General features: G+C 50.1%; 38 protein-coding genes. 32 read left to right on the forward strand and 6 right to left on the reverse strand.

Going from position 1 to position 21,672, the window contains the following annotated elements:
- Nucleotides 1-7: 7 nt before the first annotated feature.
- The 26 genes from rpsS (at nt 8) to arfA (ending at nt 12,101) form a co-directional block, all read left to right on the forward strand.
- A complete protein-coding gene (gene rpsS / locus IB196_RS01950; protein ID WP_001138115.1) occupies nt 8-286 on the forward strand; it encodes a 30S ribosomal protein S19 in 279 nt (92 codons plus the stop codon).
- Between the two features lie 14 nt (nt 287-300).
- Nucleotides 301-633: a 50S ribosomal protein L22 gene (gene rplV / locus IB196_RS01955; RefSeq protein ID WP_000448832.1), complete on the forward strand. Its 333-nt coding sequence runs from the start codon at nt 301-303 to the stop codon at nt 631-633.
- Nucleotides 634-650: 17 nt separating this feature from the next.
- Nucleotides 651-1,352 carry a 30S ribosomal protein S3 gene (rpsC, locus tag IB196_RS01960; RefSeq protein ID WP_000529945.1) on the forward strand — a complete coding sequence of 234 codons (702 nt, stop codon included), beginning with the start codon at nt 651-653 and terminating at the stop codon, nt 1,350-1,352.
- A 12-nt stretch (nt 1,353-1,364) separates the two neighbouring features.
- Entirely contained in the window at nt 1,365-1,775 is a 411-nt protein-coding gene (rplP, locus tag IB196_RS01965) for a 50S ribosomal protein L16 (protein ID WP_000941208.1), read from the forward strand.
- Nucleotides 1,775-1,966: a 50S ribosomal protein L29 gene (rpmC, locus tag IB196_RS01970; RefSeq protein WP_000644742.1), complete on the forward strand. Its 192-nt coding sequence runs from the start codon at nt 1,775-1,777 to the stop codon at nt 1,964-1,966. Before rplP ends, rpmC begins: the two co-directional genes overlap by 1 nt.
- Entirely contained in the window at nt 1,966-2,220 is a 255-nt protein-coding gene (gene rpsQ, locus IB196_RS01975) for a 30S ribosomal protein S17 (RefSeq protein ID WP_003031120.1), read from the forward strand. Before rpmC ends, rpsQ begins: the two co-directional genes overlap by 1 nt.
- 163 nt (nt 2,221-2,383) lie before the next feature.
- Nucleotides 2,384-2,755, forward strand: a complete 372-nt coding sequence (rplN, locus tag IB196_RS01980) for a 50S ribosomal protein L14 (RefSeq protein ID WP_000613954.1) — start codon at nt 2,384-2,386, stop codon at nt 2,753-2,755.
- Between the two features lie 10 nt (nt 2,756-2,765).
- Nucleotides 2,766-3,080: a 50S ribosomal protein L24 gene (gene rplX / locus IB196_RS01985; RefSeq protein ID WP_003031122.1), complete on the forward strand. Its 315-nt coding sequence runs from the start codon at nt 2,766-2,768 to the stop codon at nt 3,078-3,080.
- A gap of 14 nt (nt 3,081-3,094) precedes the next feature.
- Nucleotides 3,095-3,634, forward strand: a complete 540-nt coding sequence (rplE, locus tag IB196_RS01990) for a 50S ribosomal protein L5 (protein ID WP_003031123.1) — start codon at nt 3,095-3,097, stop codon at nt 3,632-3,634.
- 14 nt (nt 3,635-3,648) lie between these two features.
- Entirely contained in the window at nt 3,649-3,954 is a 306-nt protein-coding gene (gene rpsN / locus IB196_RS01995; protein WP_003031125.1) for a 30S ribosomal protein S14, read from the forward strand.
- A 30-nt stretch (nt 3,955-3,984) separates the two neighbouring features.
- Nucleotides 3,985-4,377, forward strand: a complete 393-nt coding sequence (gene rpsH / locus IB196_RS02000; RefSeq protein WP_003031127.1) for a 30S ribosomal protein S8 — start codon at nt 3,985-3,987, stop codon at nt 4,375-4,377.
- 12 nt (nt 4,378-4,389) lie between these two features.
- The gene (gene rplF / locus IB196_RS02005) at nt 4,390-4,923 is read left to right on the forward strand and encodes a 50S ribosomal protein L6 (protein ID WP_003031129.1); all 534 of its coding nucleotides are present in this window, start codon (nt 4,390-4,392) and stop codon (nt 4,921-4,923) included.
- A 9-nt stretch (nt 4,924-4,932) separates the two neighbouring features.
- Nucleotides 4,933-5,286, forward strand: a complete 354-nt coding sequence (rplR, locus tag IB196_RS02010) for a 50S ribosomal protein L18 (protein WP_000358960.1) — start codon at nt 4,933-4,935, stop codon at nt 5,284-5,286.
- 14 nt (nt 5,287-5,300) lie between these two features.
- Nucleotides 5,301-5,804, forward strand: a complete 504-nt coding sequence (rpsE, locus tag IB196_RS02015; RefSeq protein WP_003031131.1) for a 30S ribosomal protein S5 — start codon at nt 5,301-5,303, stop codon at nt 5,802-5,804.
- 3 nt (nt 5,805-5,807) lie between these two features.
- Nucleotides 5,808-5,987, forward strand: a complete 180-nt coding sequence (gene rpmD / locus IB196_RS02020; protein WP_001140434.1) for a 50S ribosomal protein L30 — start codon at nt 5,808-5,810, stop codon at nt 5,985-5,987.
- Between the two features lie 3 nt (nt 5,988-5,990).
- A complete protein-coding gene (gene rplO, locus IB196_RS02025) occupies nt 5,991-6,425 on the forward strand; it encodes a 50S ribosomal protein L15 (RefSeq protein ID WP_003031132.1) in 435 nt (144 codons plus the stop codon).
- 7 nt (nt 6,426-6,432) lie between these two features.
- Nucleotides 6,433-7,764, forward strand: coding sequence for a preprotein translocase subunit SecY (secY, locus tag IB196_RS02030; RefSeq protein ID WP_001118864.1), 1,332 nt, complete (start codon nt 6,433-6,435; stop codon nt 7,762-7,764).
- Between the two features lie 30 nt (nt 7,765-7,794).
- On the forward strand, nt 7,795-7,911 hold the full coding sequence (gene rpmJ, locus IB196_RS02035) for a 50S ribosomal protein L36 (protein WP_000868187.1): 117 nt from the start codon (nt 7,795-7,797) through the stop codon (nt 7,909-7,911).
- A gap of 146 nt (nt 7,912-8,057) precedes the next feature.
- Nucleotides 8,058-8,414 (forward strand): 30S ribosomal protein S13, encoded by a 357-nt coding sequence (rpsM, locus tag IB196_RS02040; protein ID WP_003031135.1) that lies wholly within the window; start codon nt 8,058-8,060, stop codon nt 8,412-8,414.
- Nucleotides 8,415-8,430: 16 nt separating this feature from the next.
- Nucleotides 8,431-8,820 (forward strand): 30S ribosomal protein S11, encoded by a 390-nt coding sequence (rpsK, locus tag IB196_RS02045; protein WP_003031137.1) that lies wholly within the window; start codon nt 8,431-8,433, stop codon nt 8,818-8,820.
- Between the two features lie 33 nt (nt 8,821-8,853).
- Entirely contained in the window at nt 8,854-9,474 is a 621-nt protein-coding gene (gene rpsD / locus IB196_RS02050; protein WP_003031138.1) for a 30S ribosomal protein S4, read from the forward strand.
- A 25-nt stretch (nt 9,475-9,499) separates the two neighbouring features.
- Nucleotides 9,500-10,489 (forward strand): DNA-directed RNA polymerase subunit alpha, encoded by a 990-nt coding sequence (rpoA, locus tag IB196_RS02055; protein ID WP_003031139.1) that lies wholly within the window; start codon nt 9,500-9,502, stop codon nt 10,487-10,489.
- A gap of 40 nt (nt 10,490-10,529) precedes the next feature.
- Entirely contained in the window at nt 10,530-10,913 is a 384-nt protein-coding gene (rplQ, locus tag IB196_RS02060; protein WP_001216370.1) for a 50S ribosomal protein L17, read from the forward strand.
- A 107-nt stretch (nt 10,914-11,020) separates the two neighbouring features.
- On the forward strand, nt 11,021-11,389 hold the full coding sequence (locus tag IB196_RS02065) for a DUF1992 domain-containing protein (RefSeq protein ID WP_040232014.1): 369 nt from the start codon (nt 11,021-11,023) through the stop codon (nt 11,387-11,389).
- Nucleotides 11,390-11,399: 10 nt separating this feature from the next.
- Complete coding sequence (gene zntR, locus IB196_RS02070; RefSeq protein ID WP_005134075.1) at nt 11,400-11,825, forward strand: Zn(2+)-responsive transcriptional regulator; 426 nt, start codon at nt 11,400-11,402, stop codon at nt 11,823-11,825.
- A 57-nt stretch (nt 11,826-11,882) separates the two neighbouring features.
- The gene (gene arfA, locus IB196_RS02075; RefSeq protein WP_040232015.1) at nt 11,883-12,101 is read left to right on the forward strand and encodes an alternative ribosome-rescue factor ArfA; all 219 of its coding nucleotides are present in this window, start codon (nt 11,883-11,885) and stop codon (nt 12,099-12,101) included.
- Here arfA and mscL read toward each other — a convergent pair.
- The 5 genes from mscL to def all read right to left on the reverse strand — a co-directional run bounded on the left by mscL (nt 12,098) and on the right by def (nt 16,865).
- Nucleotides 12,098-12,511: a large-conductance mechanosensitive channel protein MscL gene (mscL, locus tag IB196_RS02080; protein ID WP_003031152.1), complete on the reverse strand. Its 414-nt coding sequence runs from the start codon at nt 12,509-12,511 to the stop codon at nt 12,098-12,100. The two genes, arfA and mscL, sit on opposite strands and share 4 nt — an antisense overlap.
- Nucleotides 12,512-12,652: 141 nt before the next feature.
- Complete coding sequence (gene trkA, locus IB196_RS02085; protein WP_003031153.1) at nt 12,653-14,029, reverse strand: Trk system potassium transporter TrkA; 1,377 nt, start codon at nt 14,027-14,029, stop codon at nt 12,653-12,655.
- Between the two features lie 21 nt (nt 14,030-14,050).
- Nucleotides 14,051-15,340, reverse strand: a complete 1,290-nt coding sequence (gene rsmB / locus IB196_RS02090) for a 16S rRNA (cytosine(967)-C(5))-methyltransferase RsmB (RefSeq protein WP_149692335.1) — start codon at nt 15,338-15,340, stop codon at nt 14,051-14,053.
- A 53-nt stretch (nt 15,341-15,393) separates the two neighbouring features.
- Nucleotides 15,394-16,341: a methionyl-tRNA formyltransferase gene (fmt, locus tag IB196_RS02095; protein WP_005134080.1), complete on the reverse strand. Its 948-nt coding sequence runs from the start codon at nt 16,339-16,341 to the stop codon at nt 15,394-15,396.
- A 14-nt stretch (nt 16,342-16,355) separates the two neighbouring features.
- Nucleotides 16,356-16,865, reverse strand: a complete 510-nt coding sequence (gene def, locus IB196_RS02100; RefSeq protein WP_040232019.1) for a peptide deformylase — start codon at nt 16,863-16,865, stop codon at nt 16,356-16,358.
- Between the two features lie 129 nt (nt 16,866-16,994).
- Between def and dprA the strand changes: the two genes are divergently transcribed.
- Genes dprA through IB196_RS02130 form a run of 6 tightly spaced genes read left to right on the forward strand, consistent with a single transcriptional unit; the run spans nt 16,995 to nt 20,787 of the window.
- Nucleotides 16,995-18,119 carry a DNA-protecting protein DprA gene (gene dprA, locus IB196_RS02105; protein WP_188232188.1) on the forward strand — a complete coding sequence of 375 codons (1,125 nt, stop codon included), beginning with the start codon at nt 16,995-16,997 and terminating at the stop codon, nt 18,117-18,119.
- Entirely contained in the window at nt 18,091-18,564 is a 474-nt protein-coding gene (smg, locus tag IB196_RS02110; RefSeq protein ID WP_005134083.1) for a DUF494 family protein Smg, read from the forward strand. Before dprA ends, smg begins: the two co-directional genes overlap by 29 nt.
- 26 nt (nt 18,565-18,590) lie before the next feature.
- On the forward strand, nt 18,591-19,133 hold the full coding sequence (locus tag IB196_RS02115) for a type I DNA topoisomerase (protein ID WP_101743186.1): 543 nt from the start codon (nt 18,591-18,593) through the stop codon (nt 19,131-19,133).
- A 4-nt stretch (nt 19,134-19,137) separates the two neighbouring features.
- Complete coding sequence (tsaC, locus tag IB196_RS02120; protein ID WP_005134086.1) at nt 19,138-19,710, forward strand: L-threonylcarbamoyladenylate synthase type 1 TsaC; 573 nt, start codon at nt 19,138-19,140, stop codon at nt 19,708-19,710.
- Between the two features lies 1 nt (nt 19,711).
- A complete protein-coding gene (aroE, locus tag IB196_RS02125; RefSeq protein WP_040232022.1) occupies nt 19,712-20,533 on the forward strand; it encodes a shikimate dehydrogenase in 822 nt (273 codons plus the stop codon).
- Nucleotides 20,530-20,787, forward strand: coding sequence for a DUF1488 domain-containing protein (locus tag IB196_RS02130; RefSeq protein ID WP_005134093.1), 258 nt, complete (start codon nt 20,530-20,532; stop codon nt 20,785-20,787). Before aroE ends, IB196_RS02130 begins: the two co-directional genes overlap by 4 nt.
- Here IB196_RS02130 and IB196_RS02135 read toward each other — a convergent pair.
- Nucleotides 20,763-21,317 carry a gamma carbonic anhydrase family protein gene (locus tag IB196_RS02135; RefSeq protein ID WP_188232189.1) on the reverse strand — a complete coding sequence of 185 codons (555 nt, stop codon included), beginning with the start codon at nt 21,315-21,317 and terminating at the stop codon, nt 20,763-20,765. The genes IB196_RS02130 and IB196_RS02135 overlap by 25 nt on opposite strands.
- Between the last annotated feature and the right edge of the window lie 355 nt (nt 21,318-21,672).

Raw genomic sequence — 21,672 nt, forward strand, 5'->3', positions numbered from 1 at the left:
ATAAGCCATGCCACGTTCTCTCAAGAAAGGTCCTTTTATTGACCTGCACTTGCTGAAGAAGGTAGAGAAAGCGGTGGAAAGCGGAGACAAGAAGCCCCTGCGCACTTGGTCCCGTCGTTCAACGATCTTTCCTAACATGATCGGTTTGACCATCGCTGTCCATAATGGTCGTCAGCACGTTCCGGTATTTGTTTCCGACGAAATGGTCGGTCACAAACTGGGTGAATTCGCACCGACTCGTACTTATCGCGGCCACGCTGCTGATAAAAAAGCGAAGAAGAAATAAGGTAGGAGGAAGAGATGGAAACTTTAGCTCAACATCGCCATGCTCGTTCTTCTGCTCAGAAGGTTCGCCTTGTTGCAGACCTGATTCGCGGTAAGAAAGTGTCGCAGGCTCTGGATATTCTGACCTACACCAATAAGAAAGCGGCTGTATTGGTTAAGAAAGTCCTAGAATCTGCCATTGCTAACGCTGAACACAACGATGGCGCTGACATTGACGATCTGAAAGTTACGAAAATTTTCGTAGACGAAGGCCCGAGCATGAAGCGCATTATGCCGCGTGCAAAAGGTCGTGCAGATCGCATCCTGAAGCGCACCAGCCACATTACTGTGGTTGTGTCCGATCGCTGAGACTCTGGAGACTAGCAATGGGTCAGAAAGTACATCCTAATGGTATTCGCCTGGGTATTGTAAAACCATGGAACTCAACCTGGTTTGCGAACACCAAAGAATTCGCTGACAACCTGGACAGCGATTTTAAAGTACGTCAGTACCTGACTAAGGAACTGGCTAAAGCGTCTGTATCTCGTATCGTTATCGAGCGTCCGGCTAAGAGCATCCGTGTGACCATTCACACCGCTCGCCCGGGTATCGTTATCGGTAAGAAAGGCGAAGACGTAGAAAAACTGCGCAAAGTCGTAGCGGATATTGCTGGCGTTCCTGCTCAGATCAATATCGCCGAAGTGCGTAAGCCTGAACTGGACGCAAAATTGGTTGCTGACAGCATCACTTCTCAGCTGGAACGTCGCGTTATGTTCCGTCGTGCTATGAAGCGTGCTGTACAGAACGCAATGCGTCTGGGCGCTAAAGGTATCAAAGTTGAAGTTAGCGGCCGTCTGGGCGGCGCGGAAATCGCACGTACCGAATGGTACCGCGAAGGTCGCGTACCTCTGCACACTCTGCGTGCTGACATCGACTACAACACCTCTGAAGCGCACACCACTTACGGTGTAATCGGCGTTAAAGTGTGGATCTTCAAAGGCGAGATCCTGGGTGGTATGGCTGCTGTTGAACAACCGGAAAAACCGGCTGCGCAACCTAAAAAGCAGCAGCGTAAAGGCCGTAAATAAGGAGCGTCGCTGATGTTACAACCAAAGCGTACAAAATTCCGTAAAATGCACAAAGGCCGTAACCGCGGTCTGGCTGCTGGCGCGGATGTTAGCTTCGGCAGCTTCGGTCTGAAAGCTGTTGGCCGTGGTCGTCTGACTGCCCGTCAGATCGAAGCAGCACGTCGTGCTATGACCCGTGCAGTTAAGCGTCAAGGTAAGATCTGGATCCGTGTATTCCCGGACAAACCGATCACTGAAAAGCCGCTGGCAGTGCGTATGGGTAAAGGTAAAGGTAACGTGGAGTATTGGGTTGCCTTGATTCAGCCGGGTAAAGTCCTGTATGAAATGGACGGCGTACCGGAAGAGCTGGCCCGTGAAGCATTCAAGCTGGCAGCAGCGAAACTGCCGATTAAAACCACCTTTGTAACTAAGACGGTGATGTAATGAAAGCAAAAGAGCTGCGTGAGAAGAGTGTTGAAGAGCTGAACACCGAGCTGCTGAATCTGCTGCGTGAGCAGTTCAACCTGCGTATGCAGGCTGCAAGTGGCCAGCTGCAACAGTCTCACCTGTTGAAGCAAGTGCGTCGTGACGTCGCACGCGTTAAGACTTTACTGACTGAGAAGGCGGGTGCGTAATGACCGATAAAATCCGTACTCTGCAAGGTCGCGTTGTTAGCGATAAAATGGAGAAATCCATCGTTGTTGCTATCGAACGTTTTGTGAAACACCCGATCTACGGTAAATTCATTAAGCGTACGACCAAACTGCACGTACATGACGAGAACAACGAATGCGGTACTGGTGACGTGGTTGAAATCCGCGAATGCCGTCCGCTGTCCAAGACTAAGTCCTGGACGCTGGTTCGCGTTGTAGAGAAAGCCGTTCTGTAATACAGTAGGCATTCTCAACGAATAAACGGCTCAGCGATGAGCCGTTTATTTTTTCTACCCATATCGTTGAAGCGGTGTTATAATGCCGCGCCCCCGATATGGGGCTTTTTTAACGACCTGATTTTCGGGTCTCAGTAGTAGTTGACATTAGCGGAGCACTAAAATGATCCAAGAACAGACTATGCTGAACGTCGCCGACAACTCCGGTGCACGTCGCGTAATGTGTATCAAGGTTCTGGGTGGCTCGCACCGTCGCTACGCAGGCGTCGGCGATATCATCAAGATCACCATCAAGGAAGCAATTCCGCGTGGTAAGGTCAAAAAAGGTGATGTGCTGAAGGCGGTAGTGGTGCGCACCAAGAAGGGTGTTCGTCGCCCGGACGGTTCTGTCATTCGCTTCGATGGTAATGCATGCGTTATTTTAAACAATAACAGCGAGCAACCTATCGGTACGCGTATTTTTGGGCCGGTAACTCGTGAACTTCGTAACGAGAAGTTCATGAAAATTATCTCTCTGGCACCAGAAGTACTCTAAGGAGCGAATCATGGCAGCGAAGATCCGTCGTGATGACGAAGTTATCGTGTTAACCGGTAAAGATAAAGGTAAACGCGGTAAAGTTAAGAATGTCCTGTCTTCCGGCAAGGTCATTGTTGAAGGTATCAACCTGGTTAAGAAACATCAGAAGCCGGTTCCGGCCCTGAACCAACCAGGCGGCATCGTAGAGAAAGAAGCAGCTATTCAGATCTCTAACCTTGCTATCTTCAACGCGGCAACCGGCAAGGCTGACCGTGTAGGCTTTAGATTCGAAGACGGCAAAAAAGTCCGTTTTTTCAAATCTAACAGCGAAACTATCAAGTAATTTGGAGTAGTACGATGGCGAAACTGCATGATTACTACAAAGACGAAGTAGTCGCTAAACTCATGACTGAGTTTAACTACAATTCTGTCATGCAAGTCCCTCGGGTCGAGAAGATCACCCTGAACATGGGTGTTGGTGAAGCGATCGCTGACAAGAAACTGCTGGATAACGCAGCAGCTGACCTGACAGCAATCTCCGGTCAAAAACCGCTGATCACCAAAGCACGCAAATCAGTTGCAGGCTTCAAAATCCGTCAGGGCTATCCGATCGGCTGTAAAGTAACTCTGCGTGGCGAACGCATGTGGGAGTTCTTTGAGCGCCTGATCACTATTGCTGTTCCACGTATCCGTGACTTCCGTGGCTTGTCCGCTAAGTCTTTCGACGGTCGTGGTAACTACAGCATGGGTGTCCGTGAGCAGATCATCTTCCCAGAAATCGACTACGATAAAGTCGACCGCGTGCGTGGTTTGGATATTACCATTACCACTACTGCGAAATCTGACGAAGAAGGCCGTGCTCTGCTGGCTGCCTTTGACTTCCCGTTCCGCAAGTAAGGTAGGGTTACTGAATGGCTAAGCAATCAATGAAAGCACGCGAAGTAAAGCGCGTAGCTTTAGCTGATAAGTACTTCGCAAAACGCGCTGAACTGAAAGCTATTATCTCTGATGTGAACGCGACCGACGAAGATCGTTGGAACGCAGTTCTCAAGCTGCAGTCTCTGCCGCGTGATTCCAGCCCGTCCCGTCAGCGTAACCGCTGCCGTCAAACAGGTCGTCCGCATGGCTATGTGGGCAAGTTCGGGTTGAGCCGTATCAAACTGCGTGAAGCCGCCATGCGCGGTGAAGTACCAGGCTTGAAAAAGGCTAGCTGGTAATTACCAATTGAATCACGGGAGTAAAGACAGATGAGCATGCAAGATCCGATCGCGGATATGCTGACCCGTATCCGTAACGGTCAGGCCGCGAATAAAGCTGCGGTCACCATGCCTTCCTCCAAGCTGAAAGTGGCAATTGCCAACGTGCTGAAGGAAGAAGGTTTTATTGAAGATTTTAAAGTTGAAGGCGACACCAAGCCGGAACTGGAACTTACTCTCAAGTATTTCCAGGGTAAAGCTGTTGTAGAAAGCATTCAGCGTGTCAGTCGCCCAGGTCTGCGCATTTATAAGCGTAAAGACGAGCTGCCGAAAGTTATGGCTGGCATGGGTATCGCAGTTGTTTCTACCTCTAAAGGTGTTATGACTGATCGTGCAGCGCGCCAGGCTGGTCTTGGTGGCGAAATTATCTGCTACGTAGCCTAATCGGAGGAAAAAATGTCTCGTGTTGCTAAAGCACCGGTCGTTATTCCTGCCGGCGTTGATGTAAAAATCAACGGTCAGGTTATTACGATCAAAGGTAAAAACGGCGAGCTGACTCGTACTCTCAACGATGCTGTTGCAGTAAATCATGCAGATAATGCACTGACCTTCGGTCCGCGTGATGGTTACGCAGATGGATGGGCTCAGGCTGGTACCGCGCGTGCCCTGCTGAATGCAATGGTTGTCGGTGTTACCGAAGGCTTCACTAAGAAGCTTCAGCTGGTTGGTGTAGGTTATCGTGCAGCGGTTAAAGGGAATGTAGTAAACCTGGCTTTAGGTTTCTCTCACCCAGTTGACCATCAGCTGCCTGCGGGAATCACTGCAGAATGTCCGTCTCAGACTGAAATCGTGCTGAAAGGCGCTGATAAACAGCTGATCGGTCAGGTTGCAGCAGATCTGCGCGCCTACCGTCGTCCTGAGCCTTATAAAGGCAAGGGTGTTCGTTACGCCGACGAAGTCGTGCGTACCAAAGAGGCTAAGAAGAAGTAAGGTAACACTATGGATAAGAAATCTGCTCGTATCCGTCGTGCGACCCGCGCACGCCGCAAGCTCCAGGAGCTGGGTGCAACTCGCCTGGTGGTACATCGTACCCCGCGTCATATTTACGCACAGGTAATTGCACCGAACGGTTCTGAAGTTCTGGTAGCTGCTTCTACTGTAGAAAAAGCTATCGCTGAACAATTGAAGTACACCGGTAACAAAGACGCTGCTGCAGCTGTAGGTAAAGCTGTTGCTGAACGCGCTCTGGAAAAAGGCATCAAAGATGTTTCTTTTGACCGTTCCGGGTTCCAATATCATGGTCGTGTCCAGGCACTGGCAGATGCTGCCCGTGAAGCTGGCCTTCAGTTCTAAGGTAGAGGTGTAAGATGGCTCACATCGAAAAACAAGCTGGCGAACTGCAGGAAAAGCTGATCGCGGTTAACCGCGTATCTAAAACCGTTAAAGGTGGTCGTATTTTCTCCTTCACAGCTCTGACTGTAGTTGGTGATGGTAACGGTCGCGTTGGTTTTGGTTACGGTAAAGCGCGTGAAGTTCCAGCAGCGATCCAGAAAGCGATGGAAAAAGCCCGTCGCAATATGATTAACGTCGCGCTGAACCACGGCACCCTGCAGCACCCGGTTAAGGGTACTCACACGGGTTCTCGTGTATTCATGCAGCCGGCTTCCGAAGGTACCGGTATCATCGCCGGTGGTGCAATGCGCGCCGTTCTGGAAGTCGCTGGAGTTCGTAACGTTCTGGCTAAAGCGTATGGTTCCACTAACCCGATTAACGTGGTTCGTGCAACTATCGATGGTCTGGAAAATATGAAATCTCCGGAAATGGTCGCTGCCAAGCGTGGTAAATCCGTTGAAGAAATTCTGGGGAAATAAACCATGGCAAAGACTATTAAAATTACTCAAACCCGCAGTGCAATCGGTCGTCTGCCGAAACACAAGGCAACGCTGCTTGGCCTGGGTCTGCGTCGTATTGGTCACACCGTAGAGCGCGAGGATACTCCTGCTGTTCGTGGTATGGTCAACGCGGTTTCCTTCATGGTTAAAGTTGAGGAGTAAGAGATGCGTTTAAATACTCTGTCTCCGGCCGAAGGCTCTAAAAAAGCGGCTCGCCGCCTGGGTCGTGGTATCGGTTCTGGCCTCGGTAAAACCGGTGGTCGTGGTCACAAAGGTCAGAAATCTCGTTCTGGCGGTGGCGTACGTCGCGGTTTCGAGGGTGGTCAGATGCCTCTGTACCGTCGTCTGCCGAAATTCGGCTTCACTTCACGTAAAGCAGCGATTACAGCCGAAGTTCGTCTGTCTGACCTGGCTAAAGTTGAAGGCGGTGTTGTAGACCTGAACACGCTGAAAGCAGCCAACATTATCGGTATCCAGATCGAGTTCGCGAAAGTGATCCTGGCTGGTGAAGTCACTACTCCGGTAACTGTTCGTGGCCTGCGTGTTACTAAAGGCGCTCGTGCTGCTATCGAAGCTGCTGGCGGTAAAATCGAGGAATAAGTAGCAGATGGCTAAACAACCGGGATTAGATTTTCAAAGTGCCAAAGGTGGCTTAGGCGAGCTGAAACGCAGACTGCTGTTTGTAATCGGCGCGCTGATTGTGTTCCGTATTGGCTCTTTCATTCCGATCCCTGGTATTGATGCCGCTGTACTTGCCAAACTGCTTGAGCAACAGCGAGGCACCATCATTGAAATGTTTAACATGTTCTCTGGTGGTGCACTCAGCCGTGCTTCTATCTTTGCTCTGGGGATCATGCCGTATATTTCGGCGTCGATCATTATCCAGTTGCTGACGGTGGTTCATCCAACGCTGGCAGAAATTAAGAAAGAAGGGGAGTCTGGTCGTCGTAAGATCAGCCAGTACACCCGCTACGGTACTCTGGTGCTGGCTATATTCCAGTCGATCGGTATTGCTACCGGTCTGCCGAATATGCCTGGTATGCAGGGTCTGGTGATGAACCCAGGCTTTGCATTCTATTTCACCGCTGTTGTAAGTCTGGTTACAGGGACGATGTTCCTGATGTGGTTGGGTGAACAGATTACTGAACGTGGTATCGGCAACGGTATCTCAATCATTATCTTCGCCGGTATTGTCGCGGGACTCCCGCCAGCCATTGCCCATACTATCGAGCAAGCGCGTCAAGGCGACCTGCACTTCCTCGTGTTGCTGTTGGTTGCAGTATTAGTATTCGCAGTGACGTTCTTTGTTGTATTTGTTGAGCGTGGTCAACGCCGCATTGTGGTAAACTACGCGAAACGTCAGCAAGGTCGTCGTGTCTATGCTGCACAGAGCACACATTTACCGCTGAAAGTGAATATGGCGGGGGTAATCCCGGCAATCTTCGCTTCCAGTATTATTCTGTTCCCGGCGACCATCGCGTCATGGTTCGGGGGCGGGACTGGTTGGAACTGGCTGACAACAATTTCGCTGTATTTGCAGCCTGGGCAACCGCTTTATGTGTTACTCTATGCGTCTGCAATCATATTCTTCTGTTTCTTCTACACGGCGTTGGTTTTCAACCCGCGTGAAACAGCAGATAACCTGAAGAAGTCCGGTGCATTTGTACCAGGAATTCGTCCGGGAGAGCAAACGGCGAAGTATATCGATAAAGTAATGACCCGCCTGACTTTGGTTGGTGCGCTCTACATTACTTTTATCTGCCTGATCCCGGAGTTCATGCGTGATGCAATGAAAGTACCGTTCTACTTCGGTGGGACCTCACTGCTTATCGTTGTTGTCGTGATTATGGACTTTATGGCTCAAGTGCAAACTCTGATGATGTCAAGTCAGTACGAGTCTGCATTGAAGAAGGCGAATCTGAAAGGCTACGGCCGTTAACAGTCGCCCGAGAAGTTACGGAGAGTAAAAATGAAAGTTCGTGCTTCCGTCAAGAAATTATGCCGTAACTGCAAAATCGTTAAGCGTGATGGTGTCATCCGTGTGATTTGCAGTGCCGAGCCGAAGCATAAACAGCGCCAAGGCTGATTTATTCGCATATTTTTCTTGCAAAGTTGGGTTGAGCTGGCTAGATTAGCCAGCCAATCTTTTGTATGTCTGTGCGTTTCCATTTGAGTATCCTGAAAACGGGCTTTTCAGCATGGTGCGTACATATTAAATAGTAGGAGTGCATAGTGGCCCGTATAGCAGGCATTAACATTCCTGATCAGAAACATGCTGTGATCGCATTAACTTCGATCTACGGCGTCGGCAAGACCCGTTCTAAAGCCATTCTGGCTGCCGCGGGTATCGCTGAAGATGTTAAGATCAGTGAGCTGTCTGAAGAACAAATCGACACGCTGCGTGACGAAGTTGCCAAATTTGTCGTTGAAGGTGATCTGCGCCGTGAAGTTAGCATGAGCATCAAGCGCCTTATGGACCTTGGTTGCTATCGCGGTTTGCGTCATCGTCGTGGTCTCCCGGTTCGCGGTCAGCGTACCAAGACCAACGCACGTACCCGTAAGGGTCCGCGCAAACCGATCAAGAAATAATCGGGGTGATTGAATAATGGCAAAGGCACCAATTCGTGCACGTAAACGTGTAAGAAAACAAGTCTCTGACGGCGTGGCTCATATCCATGCTTCTTTTAACAACACCATCGTTACCATTACTGATCGTCAGGGTAACGCACTGGGTTGGGCAACAGCCGGTGGTTCCGGTTTCCGTGGTTCTCGCAAATCCACTCCGTTTGCAGCTCAGGTTGCAGCAGAGCGTTGCGCTGAAGCCGTAAAAGAATACGGTATCAAGAATCTGGAAGTTATGGTCAAAGGACCGGGTCCAGGTCGCGAATCTACTGTTCGTGCTCTGAACGCCGCTGGTTTCCGCATCACTAATATTACTGATGTGACTCCGATCCCTCATAACGGTTGTCGTCCGCCGAAAAAACGTCGCGTATAACGCTGTCGTTTCTAGGATTGTTGGAGAAAGAAAATGGCAAGATATTTGGGTCCTAAGCTCAAGCTGAGCCGTCGTGAGGGCACTGACTTATTCCTTAAGTCTGGCGTTCGCGCGATCGATACCAAGTGTAAAATTGAACAAGCTCCTGGCCAGCACGGTGCGCGTAAACCGCGTCTGTCTGACTATGGTGTGCAGTTGCGTGAAAAGCAAAAAGTTCGCCGTATCTACGGTGTGCTGGAGCGTCAGTTCCGTAACTACTACAAAGAAGCAGCACGTCTGAAAGGCAACACCGGTGAAAACCTGCTGGGTCTGCTGGAAGGTCGTCTGGACAACGTTGTATACCGTATGGGCTTCGGTGCCACTCGTGCAGAAGCACGTCAGCTGGTCAGCCATAAAGCAATTATGGTAAACGGTCGTGTTGTTAACATCGCTTCTTATCAGGTTAGTCCGAATGACGTTGTTAGCATTCGTGAGAAAGCGAAGAAGCAGTCTCGCGTGAAAGCCGCTCTGGAGCTGGCTGAGCAGCGTGAAAAGCCAACCTGGCTGGAAGTTGATGCTGGCAAGATGGAAGGTACGTTCAAGCGTAAGCCGGAGCGTTCTGATCTGTCTGCGGACATTAACGAACACCTGATCGTCGAGCTTTACTCCAAGTAAAGCTTAGTACCAAAGAGAGGACACAATGCAGGGTTCTGTGACAGAGTTTCTAAAACCGCGCCTGGTAGATATCGAGCAAGTGAGTTCGACGCACGCCAAGGTGACCCTTGAGCCTTTAGAGCGTGGCTTTGGCCATACTTTGGGTAACGCACTGCGCCGTATTCTGCTCTCATCGATGCCGGGTTGCGCGGTGACCGAGGTTGAGATTGATGGTGTACTACATGAGTACAGCACCAAAGAAGGCGTTCAGGAAGATATCCTGGAAATCCTGCTCAACCTGAAAGGGCTGGCGGTGAGAGTTCAGGGTAAAGATGACGTTATTCTTACCTTGAATAAATCTGGCATTGGCCCTGTGACTGCAGCCGACATTACCCATGATGGGGATGTCGAAATCGTCAAGCCACAGCACGTGATCTGCCACCTGACCGATGAGAACGCATCTATTAGCATGCGCATCAAAGTTCAGCGCGGTCGTGGTTATGTGCCGGCTTCTACCCGAATTCATTCGGAAGAAGATGAGCGCCCAATCGGCCGTCTGCTGGTCGACGCATGCTACAGCCCTGTAGAGCGTATTGCCTACAATGTTGAAGCAGCGCGTGTAGAACAGCGTACCGACCTGGACAAGCTGGTCATCGAAATGGAAACCAACGGCACAATCGATCCTGAAGAGGCGATTCGTCGTGCGGCAACCATTCTGGCTGAACAACTTGAAGCTTTCGTTGACTTACGTGATGTTCGTCAGCCGGAAGTTAAAGAAGAGAAACCAGAATTCGATCCGATCCTGCTGCGCCCTGTTGACGATCTGGAATTGACTGTCCGCTCTGCTAACTGCCTCAAAGCAGAAGCTATCCACTATATCGGTGATCTGGTACAGCGTACTGAGGTTGAGCTTCTTAAGACGCCTAACCTTGGTAAAAAATCTCTTACTGAGATTAAAGACGTGCTGGCTTCCCGTGGACTGTCTCTGGGCATGCGCCTGGAAAACTGGCCACCGGCAAGCATCGCTGACGAGTAACCGGATCACAGGTTAAGGTTTTACTGAGAAGGATAAGGTCATGCGCCATCGTAAGAGTGGTCGTCAACTGAACCGCAACAGCAGCCATCGCCAGGCTATGTTCCGCAATATGGCAGGTTCACTGGTTCGTCATGAAATCATCAAGACGACTCTGCCGAAAGCGAAAGAGCTGCGTCGCGTAGTTGAGCCGCTGATTACTCTTGCCAAGACTGATAGCGTAGCTAATCGTCGTCTGGCATTCGCCCGCACTCGTGATAACGAGATCGTGGCAAAACTGTTTAACGAACTGGGCCCGCGTTTCGCGAGCCGCGCCGGTGGTTACACTCGCATTCTGAAGTGTGGTTTCCGTGCAGGCGACAACGCGCCGATGGCATACATCGAGCTGGTTGATCGTTCAGAGAAAACAGAAGCTGCTGCAGAGTAATCTGTAGTAACGTAAAAAAACCCGCCTCGGCGGGTTTTTTTATATCCGTCATATCCCCACTTATCTACAATATCTGTATTCTTTTTGTTCATTCCCTGGAGTGTTGTATGTGGTTACTGGACCAGTGGGCAGAGCGGCATATTATTGATGCACAGTCTAAAGGTGAGTTTGATGGTTTGCCTGGTGCAGGTGAGCCGTTGGTTCTTGATGACGATTCCCATGTTCCGCCGGAACTGCGAGCCGGATTCCGTTTATTAAAAAATGCAGGCTGTCTTCCTCCTGAGCTTGAGCAGCGCAGAGAGGCAATACAGCTGCTTGAATTACTCGCAGGGATCCGCAAAGATGATCCTGGTTATCAGGAGGTAAGTCGAAGACTGTCACTACTGGAACTCAAACTCCGACAGGCTGGAGTCAGCACCGAGTTTTTACACGGTGAATATGCAGATAAGCTGCTACAGAAGATCAATGACGATTAGCGGAGAGAGCATGTACCGTATTGGAGAATTAGCGAAACTGGCTGACGTGACGCCTGATACTATCCGCTACTATGAAAAGCAGCAGATGATGGAACATGAAATACGTACAGAAGGTGGGTTTCGCCTCTATACAGAAAGCGATCTGCAACGGCTGAAGTTTATTCGTTACGCGAGACAGCTAGGCTTTACGCTTGAGTCTATCCGTGAATTACTTTCGATCCGTGTCGACCCAGAGCACCATACCTGCCAGGAATCAAAAGGGATTGTTCAGGAAAGATTGCAGGAAGTCGAAGCCCGTATAGCCGAACTTCAAACGATGCAACGATCGTTGCAGCGATTGAATGATGCATGCTGTGGAAAGGCACATAGCAGCGTTTACTGCTCTATCCTTGAAGCTCTTGAACAAGGCGCCAGCGGAACAACATCAGGCTGTTGATTTATTGAACGGTCAGGTCTACACTCGCGGCGTAAATTATTACAAACTGGAGATATTATGAGTCGTTATCAGCACACCAAAGGGCAGATAAAGGACAACGCCATTGAGGCGCTACTGCATGATCCACTGTTCAGGCAGCGAGTTGAGAAAAATAAAAAAGGGAAAGGTAGTTACCTGCGTAAAGGTAAACATGGCAATCGGGGTAACTGGGAGGCCAGTGGCAAGAAAGTGAATCACTTTTTTACCACTGGCCTTCTTGTTTCAGTGAGCGTTTAAGAACGATTATTCTGTTCTTTCAGCAGGTCACGAATTTCACTCAGTAATACTTCTTCTTTCGATGGAGCTGGCGGTGCTGCCGGCTCCTCCGCTTTTTTACGGTTCAGTTTGTTGATCAGTTTGATTGCCATAAAGATAGCAAACGCAACAATAATGAAATCGAAGACATTCTGAATAAATACACCGTAATGCATGACCACGGCAGGAATGTCTCCCTGTGCATCACGTAGCGTTAAAGCAAACTGTTTAAAATCAATCCCACCAATTAACAACCCCAGTGGCGGCATGATGATATCGGCAACCAGTGATGAAACAATCTTACCGAATGCCGCACCAATAATGACACCCACTGCCAAATCGACAACATTCCCGCGCATCGCGAATTCGCGAAACTCTTTAATAATGCTCATTTTATTCTCCCTATGCAGCTGACGTTTATAAGTTTAACAAATGTTTAGGCAATTTCCATTTATGTATTGCCGAAAGGAAAATTTATTAGACCATGAAATATAAAGGGAAATAAAAAGGGCGCTGTATTAGCGCCCAAATTATTACAGGAAGAAAGGACTTGGCTGGAATAGTCTCTCGACGTCGGTAATAAACTTTTTATCTGTCAGGAACATAATTACGTGATCGCCCTGCTCAATGCGCAGGTTATCGTTGGCAATCATCACATCATTACCACGCACAACGGCGCCAATAATGGTTCCAGGGGGAAGTTTAATTTCATCAATTGAACGCCCCACAACCCGAGATGTTGTTTCATCCCCGTGTGCGACGGCTTCAATGGCTTCCGCGACGCCACGGCGTAGTGAAGAAACACCGACAATGTCAGCTTTACGTACGTGACTGAGCAGCGCGGAGATGGTCGCCTGCTGCGGTGAAATAGCAATATCGATCACGCTACCTTGCACCAGATCGACGTATGCTCTGCGTTGGATTAACACCATCACTTTCTTGGCACCCATCCGTTTGGCAAGCATCGCCGACATGATATTCGCTTCATCATCGTTGGTCACTGCGATGAACAGATCAACTTGATCAATATGTTCTTCAGCCAGCAGCTCTTGATCCGAGGCATCACCGAAAAAGACGATCGTATTTTGCAATTTCTCCGCAAGCTCGGATGCCCGTTGCTGATTGCGCTCGATCAGTTTGACGCTGTAATCTTTTTCCAGACGACGTGCCAGACCCGCGCCGATATTACCGCCACCCACTAACATAATGCGTTTGTACGGTTTTTCCAGACGCTGCAATTCGCTCATTACGGCGCGAATATGCTGTGATGCTGCGATAAAGAAGACTTCATCACCCGCTTCAACAATGGTAGAACCTTGCGGACGGATCGGTCTGTCATGACGGAAAATCGCCGCCACGCGGGTATCAATGTGCGGCATATGTTCACGCATTGTCGACAGTGCATTGCCGATCAATGGCCCGCCGTAATAGGCTTTGACCACCGCCAGACTGACTTTACCTTCGGCAAAATTTACCACCTGCAACGCACCAGGGTACTCAATTAGTCGATAAATGCTATCGATAACCAGTTGCTCAGGCGCAATCAGGTGATCGATAGGTACCGCATCGGATTGGAATAGCTTGTCCGCATCACGAACGTAATCCGGTGAACGAATACGGGCGATGCGATTAGGTGTATTAAACAGTGAATAAGCTACCTGGCAGGCAACCATATTTGTTTCATCTGAGCTGGTTACGGCAACCAGCATATCGGCATCGTCGGCCCCAGCTTCACGCAGTACGCGAGGATGTGAACCGTGCCCTTGCACGACGCGGAGATCAAACTTGTCCTGCAGGCTGCGCAGGCGCTCACCATTGGTATCGACTACCGTGATATCGTTGTTCTCTCCGACCAGGTTTTCAGCCAGCGTACCGCCAACTTGCCCTGCGCCCAGAATGATAATTTTCATCAGTCGCGACCCGTTATCTCATCACTTTTTGATTAGCTTAGCGTAAAAGAAGCCATCACCATCTTCCGCTCCCGGTAAATTCTGACGTCCGGGTTTTTCCGGCGTACCGGTTTCGCTTAATACCGCATCTGGCGTGCATGCCAGGAAGGCAGCAATTTGCTGCTGGTTTTCTTCTGGCAGGATAGAGCACGTTGCATAAACCAGCGTGCCGCCAGGTTTAAGATGTAACCAGGTTGCATTCAGGATCTCGGCCTGCAACTGCGCAAGTTCGGCAATATCCCGGTCGCGACGCAGCCATTTGATGTCTGGATGGCGACGAATAACGCCGGTGGCAGAACACGGAGCATCCAGCAAAATACGGTCAAACTGTTGTTCGCCACACCATTGCTGTGGATATCGACCATCACCCTGTTTTACGGTTGCCTTCATGCCCAGACGTTTAAGATTGTCGTAAACGCGCGATAAGCGTTTCTCATCGACATCGACGGCCATTACGTTAGCGTGCGGAGCAACTTCCAGAATGTGAGTGGTTTTCCCGCCCGGCGCGCAGCACAAGTCGAGAATTTGTTCGCCGTCCTCCGGCAACAGATAGGTTACGCATCCTTGAGCCGAAGCATCCTGGACGGTTACCCAACCTTCGTCAAAACCAGGCAGGGCGTGCACAGGAGCCGGCGTTTCCAGACGCACTGCATCGGGATAATCCGGATGCGGGAAGCCGGTTAATCCCGCTTCGCTAAGCAGGTCCAGCCAGGCATCGCGCGTATGGTGATTACGATTGACACGCAGCCACATCGGTGGTCTTTGGTTATTGGCTTCAAGAATGGCTTCCCACTGCTGCGGATAAGCGGCCTTAATACGTTTCACCAGCCAGGAGGGGTGTAAGAAACGTAAATCGCTTTGCGCGAACTCGGCCAGCAGTTCATCCTGACGGCGTTGAAACTGGCGCAATACGCCGTTGATCAGCCCTTTTAACTGCGGGCGCTTAATAATGACCGCGCCTTCTACGGTCTCTGCCAATGCAGCATGCGGTGGAATACGGGTATGCAGCAGTTGGTAGAAGCCCACCATGATCAGATAGTGAACGGTGCGCTGTTTGCCCGTCATTGGACGTTCCATCAACTGCTGGATCATCCACTCCAGCTGGGAGAGCGTACGCAATACACCGAAGCAAAGTTCCTGCAACAGCGCTTTGTCTTTATCAGCAACTTTTTGCTGCATGGCGGGCAGCACGTTACTCAACGATTGGCCCTTTTCGACAACCTGTTCGACAGCCTGAGCCGCCATACTGCGTAAATTAAGATGTTTTTTCATAAGCGCAAAAATAAAAATGCCCGGAGGCTCCGGGCTTTAAAAGAGATGAACCGTCAGATCAGACGATTCCCGGGCACAAACCACTCCCGACGCGAATTGAGCAGATCCTGTGCGCTCATCGCTTTCTTACCGGCAGGCTGTAAAGCGATGAGATTCAGGATGCCGTCGCCTGTTGCGACCTGGATGCCCTGCTTTGTCGCCTCGAGGATGGTGCCTGGTGCAGACTGTGTGTTCACAGCAATAACAGAAGCTTTCCAGACTTTCACTGGCTGACCTTCGATTTCAAGCCAGCTCATTGGCCACGGGTTAAAGGCGCGGATACATCGTTCCAGCTGAGCGGCCGAAAGCGACCAGTCGATACGTGCCTCTTCTTTGCTGAGTTTTTCTGCATGTGTAACCAGAGATTCATCCTGAACAACTGGTTTTATTGTGCCAGCAGCAAGCTGTTTTAGCGTTTCAATCAGCCCCTGAGGCCCTAAATCTGCCAGCTTGTCGTATAACGAACCGCTGGTATCTTCTGCCGTAATTGGGCACGACAGCTTATGCAGCATATCGCCTGTGTCCAGACCGACATCCATCTGCATGATGGTTACACCGGTTTCGGTGTCGCCTGCCCACAATGAACGCTGGATCGGCGCGGCCCCACGCCAGCGTGGAAGCAGAGAACCGTGAACGTTGATACAACCCAGACGCGGCATGTCCAGTACGGCTTTTGGCAGAATCAGGCCATATGCCACCACCACCATTACATCTGCGTGCAGATCAGAAACCAGTTGTTGGTTTTCCTGAGGGCGAAGAGATACAGGTTGGAAAACGGGTATCCCTTTTTCTTCCGCCAGCACTTTTACCGGGCTGGGCATCAGCTTTTTACCACGTCCCGCAGGGCGGTCCGGTTGGGTAAACACCCCAACGACGTTATGTCCAGAAGACAACAGCGCGTCGAGATGACGCGCTGCAAAGTCAGGTGTACCCGCAAAAATAATACGTAGTGAGTCTGACACGTTGATTCTTGTCCTTAAGCTCGGGCGTTCAGGCGGTCGAGTTTTTCAACTTTCTGACGAATACGTTGTTGCTTCAACGGAGACAGATAATCGATAAACAGTTTACCGACCAGGTGATCCATTTCATGTTGGATGCAGATAGCCAACAGGCCGTCGGCCTCCAGTTCAAAAGGCTTGCCGTCGCGATCGAGCGCACGAATTTTTACTTTTTCAGCGCGCGGTACTAATGCACGTTGTTCAGGAATAGACAGGCAGCCTTCTTCAATGCCGGTTTCGCCGTCTTTCTCCAGCAGCTCTGGGTTAATGAGTACCAGACGCTCGTCACGGTTTTCAGAGACATCAATAACAATGATGCGCTGATGAATATCGACCTGTGTTGCCGCCAGACCGATACCTTCTTCGGCGTACATCGTTTCGAACATATCATCAACGATACGCTGAATTTCTGCATTCACTTCTTCAACCGGCTTTGCGACTTTGCGAAGACGCTCGTCCGGAATATGTAACACTTGCAAAACTGACATAGTTATCCAGAGTTGTGTTCAGGAATTGGAAAGATTATTACCTCTATTCTAGACAAAACCCGCTCTGATTGACAGCATCAGTGACCAATCGCAAAGATTGCCAGGACTGCTTGTGGCGGGGGAACAGGGATGACCCATATTGAGATTTGGTTACGTTTAGCACAAGTGAATGAACTGTATGGTGATGAGATGGTGCGCACTGCTCACTGGCTTATCGCTCAACCGAGTATTAATAATACGGTACTTCGGCATGCAGGGCTCACTCCTCGCCAGGTCGAACGTTTTCAGGCCTTTTCTGAGCAGTCATTGGAAAAAACGCTGCGTTGGCTTGAGTTACCCCATCATCATCTGGTTTTTGCCGACAGCAAGTATTTTCCGCCACAGCTGCGTGCTATTGAGGATTACCCTGGCGTACTTTTCATTGTTGGCCACCCTGAGTGTCTTCACTCATTTCAAGTTGCTGTTGTCGGCAGTCGGCTGTACTCCTGGTATGGCGAACGATGGGCGCGGCTGTTCTGTGAAAAGCTTGCAGCATGTGGTGTGACGATCACTAGCGGACTGGCTAAAGGGATTGACGGTGTGGCGCATACTGCAGCGATAAACACACACGGGGCCAGTATTGCGGTACTGGGAAATGGTCTGGAAACCATATATCCACGGCGACATGTTCGTCTTGCTGAAAGTTTGATAGAGGCCGGAGGCGCGCTGGTGTCCGAGTTTCCTTTGGATATGCTCCCGTTACCGCGTAATTTTCCCCGACGAAATCGCATTATTAGTGGTCTAAGTAAGGGAGTACTGGTTGTTGAAGCGGCACAGCGTAGTGGCTCATTAGTCACTGCACGCTGTGCGCTGGAACAAGGACGGGAGGTTTTTGCTTTGCCTGGACCGATAGGGAGCCCGGGAAGTGAAGGTCCCCATTGGCTCATTCAGCAGGGAGCCATGCTTGTGACGGCACCAGAGGAAATACTGGAAAGTTTGCAATATGGGCTGCAATGGTTGCCAGATGAGCCTGAAAAATCAATTTATTCGCCGGATCACGAAGAGGTGGCATTGCCATTTTCAGAGCTCCTGGCTAACGTAGGAGATGAGGTAACACCTGTTGACGTCGTCGCTGAACGTGCCGGCCAACCTGTGCCAGTGATAGTGGCTCAACTGCTCGAACTGGAGTTAGCAGGATGGATCGCAGCTGTACCCGGCGGCTATGTCCGATTGAGGAGGGCAAGCCATGTTCGACGTACTAATGTATTTGTTTGAGACATATATCCATAACGAAGCTGAGCTGCGTGTGGATCAGGACAAACTGGAACGGGATCTTACCGACGCTGGTTTTGATCGTGAAGACATCTACAACGCGTTACTGTGGCTGGAAAAACTTGCTGATTATCAGGACGGCCTTGCAGAACCTATGCAGCTTGCATCAGATCCCCTTTCTGTACGTATTTATACTGCAGAAGAGTGCGATCGGCTGGATGCGAGCTGTCGGGGGTTCCTGCTATTCCTGGAGCAGATTCAGGTGCTAAACCTCGAAACGCGAGAAATGGTGATAGAGCGCGTACTTGCGCTGGATACGGCTGAGTTTGATCTGGAAGACCTGAAGTGGGTGATCCTGATGGTTCTGTTCAACATTCCAGGCTGCGAAAATGCCTATCAGCAAATGGAAGAATTACTCTTTGAAGTGAATGAAGGTATGCTGCATTAATCAATCTTCATTCAGTATGAGTTGTTATGGCTAAATCAGCACTGTTTACGGTGCGTAAAAACGAGCCCTGCCCACAATGTGGGGCTGAACTGGTTATTCGTTCCGGGAAACACGGCCCGTTTCTTGGTTGCTCACACTATCCAGAATGCGATTATGTCCGTCCGCTGAAATCATCTGCGGACGGACATATAGTCAAAGTTCTGGAGGGTAAATTCTGCCCTGCATGTGGCGCTGAACTGGTGCTGAGGCAGGGACGATTCGGTATGTTTATTGGGTGCAGTGATTACCCTGCCTGCGATCACACTGAGCTTATCGATAAGCCTGATGAAACCGCAATAGTATGCCCCCAATGCCAGACGGGCCATTTGGTTCAGCGGCGTTCACGTTATGGCAAAACCTTCTACTCCTGCGATCGCTATCCGGAGTGTCAGTTTGTCATTAACTTCAAACCGTTAGCGGGAGAGTGTCCAGAGTGCCACTATCCGCTACTCATCGAAAAGAAAACCGCGCAGGGTGCGAAGCATTTCTGTGCCAGTAAACAATGTGGAAAGCCGATCCCGGCGGAATAAAAAAGTGAATAAAAACCTGCCTACAGACCCTATCGCTGCCGCGATAGAGGTTCTGCAACAAGAAAATGTCATCGCTTATCCAACAGAAGCCGTTTTTGGTGTCGGTTGCAATCCTGACAGCGAAACGGCGGTAATGCGTCTGTTGGAACTCAAACAACGTCCAATTGATAAAGGTTTGATTTTGATTGCGGCAAACTTTGATCAACTCAAACCGTATATTGATGACAGTATGCTCACCGATGCTCAACGTGAAGCTGTTTTCGCACGCTGGCCTGGCCCTGTCACCTTCGTTTTCCCGGCTCCTGCGACAACGCCGCGTTGGCTAACCGGTCGTTTTGATTCGCTCGCCGTGCGCGTCACGGATCACCCGCTGGTGGTTGCATTGTGCCAGGCTTATGGCAAGCCATTAGTTTCTACAAGTGCCAATCTGAGTGGGCTGGCACCCTGCAGAACGGTAGAGGAAGTACGAGCGCAGTTCGGGGAAGATTTTCCAGTGGTTGAAGGTAATACCGGCGGACGTTTGAATCCCTCGGAAATCAGAGATGCTTTGACGGGTGAACAGTTTCGACAGGGGTAATATGAAAGAAGCCTATGCTGTTTTTGGTAATCCGGTAGCGCACAGCAAATCGCCTTTTATTCATCAGCAATTTGCAGAGCAGCTGAAGATTGATCACTCTTATGGTCGGGTGTTGGCGCCCATCAATAACTTTGTGAATACGCTCAATGCCTTTTTTGCTGATGGGGGGAAAGGGGCTAATGTTACCGTTCCTTTTAAAGAAGAGGCGTTTGCGCGTGCTGATGAACTCACAGAGCGGGCATCGCTGGCTGGGGCGGTCAATACTCTAAAACGGCTGGAGGATGGGCGTTTACTGGGTGATAACACAGATGGTATCGGCCTGCTTAGCGATCTTGAGCGTTTGTCTTTCATTCATCCCGGGTCTCGTATCCTGTTGATTGGGGCTGGTGGAGCGTCCCGTGGCGTGTTGCTGCCTCTCTTGTCTATGGATTGCGCGGTGACTATTGTTAATCGTACCGCCTCACGTGCTGAAGAATTGGCGCAGATCTTCTCCCATACCGGCAGCGTTCAGGCGGTAGGAATGGATGAGCTGGATAATTACACCTTCGATCTGATCATCAACGCAACGTCCAGTGGTATTAGCGGTGATGTTCCAGCCATTCCTGCATCGCTTATTCATCCTTCGGTCTATTGCTACGACATGTTCTATCAAAAGGGTAATACCCCGTTCCTTTCATGGTGCGTATCGCATAGTGCAAAACATTGTGCCGATGGTTTGGGAATGCTGGTGGGGCAAGCGGCACATGCTGTTTTGCTCTGGCATGGTGTACTGCCGGAGATTGAGCCTGTGATTAAAACACTGCAACAGGAACTTTCTGCATGAATCAGGCGATTCAATTCCCTGATAGGGAAGAGTGGGTGGCGGATATTAATTCCGTCGTCTTCCCTGCGATGGTTCATGGCATGCAGCTAAAATGTGCCATAAAAGGAGAGACGTTGGCGCATCGCTTTGGTGGCGACACGCCTGAACAGTGGCTTGAAACTTTTCGCGAATATCGCTGGGATCTGGAAGAAGAGGCTGAAGCATTGATCCAGGACCAGCAGGAAGACTCTCAGGGTTGGGTCTGGTTATCCTGACCTAAATACTCATCTTTCCACTTCACGTAGTTGTCAGCAGAGTACTGTAGGCCTGCTTTCTCTTCGTCAGTTAGTGGGCGGATTTGTTTAACCGGGCTTCCCAGATACAGATATCCGCTCTCCAGGCGCCTATTTTGCGGGACCAGACTTCCCGCTCCGATCATGACGTCATCTTCTACTACTACGCCATCGAGCAAAATCGATCCCATACCGACTAAAACGCGGTTGCCAATGATGCAACCGTGCAACATGACTTTATGACCGACCGTCACATCCTCGCCTACGATCAGGGGGTTACCTTGCGGATTAGATGTGGATTTATGTGTGACATGCAGCACGCTGCCATCCTGAATGTTTGTACGGGCGCCAATCTGTACGTAGTTCACGTCGCCACGAATCGCAACCAGTGGCCAAATTCCGACATCATCAGCCAGACGAGTATCGCCAATGACAACACTACTACTATCGATCATGACGCGTTTGCCGATCTGTGGGAAAAGATCCTTATAAGGACGCAGTACATCAGACATGTTTACCTCAATGAAAATAGGGCGGTAATGAAGACTTTGGTTGGATTATTGAGACTGTGCAAGTGATTTAGTTATCAAAAATCAGCCAAATTGCACAGGAATGTAGCGAAAGGAGTGAAAAACAAGCATTCGGCAAAAAAGATCCAAAAAACACTTGTGCTAAAAAATGGGATCCCTATAATGCGCCTCCATCGACACGGCGGATGTGAATCACTTCAAGCAAACAGCCGGTCCGGTTGAAGAGAAAAATCCTGAAATTCAGGGTTGACTCTGAAAGAGGAAAGCGTAATATACGCCACCTCGCGACAGAGCGCTAAAGCGCGTCGCAACTGCTCTTTAACAATTTATCAGACAA

The organism is Citrobacter sp. C6_1, assembly GCF_014596835.2.
GTDB classification, from domain to species: domain Bacteria; phylum Pseudomonadota; class Gammaproteobacteria; order Enterobacterales; family Enterobacteriaceae; genus Citrobacter; species Citrobacter pasteurii.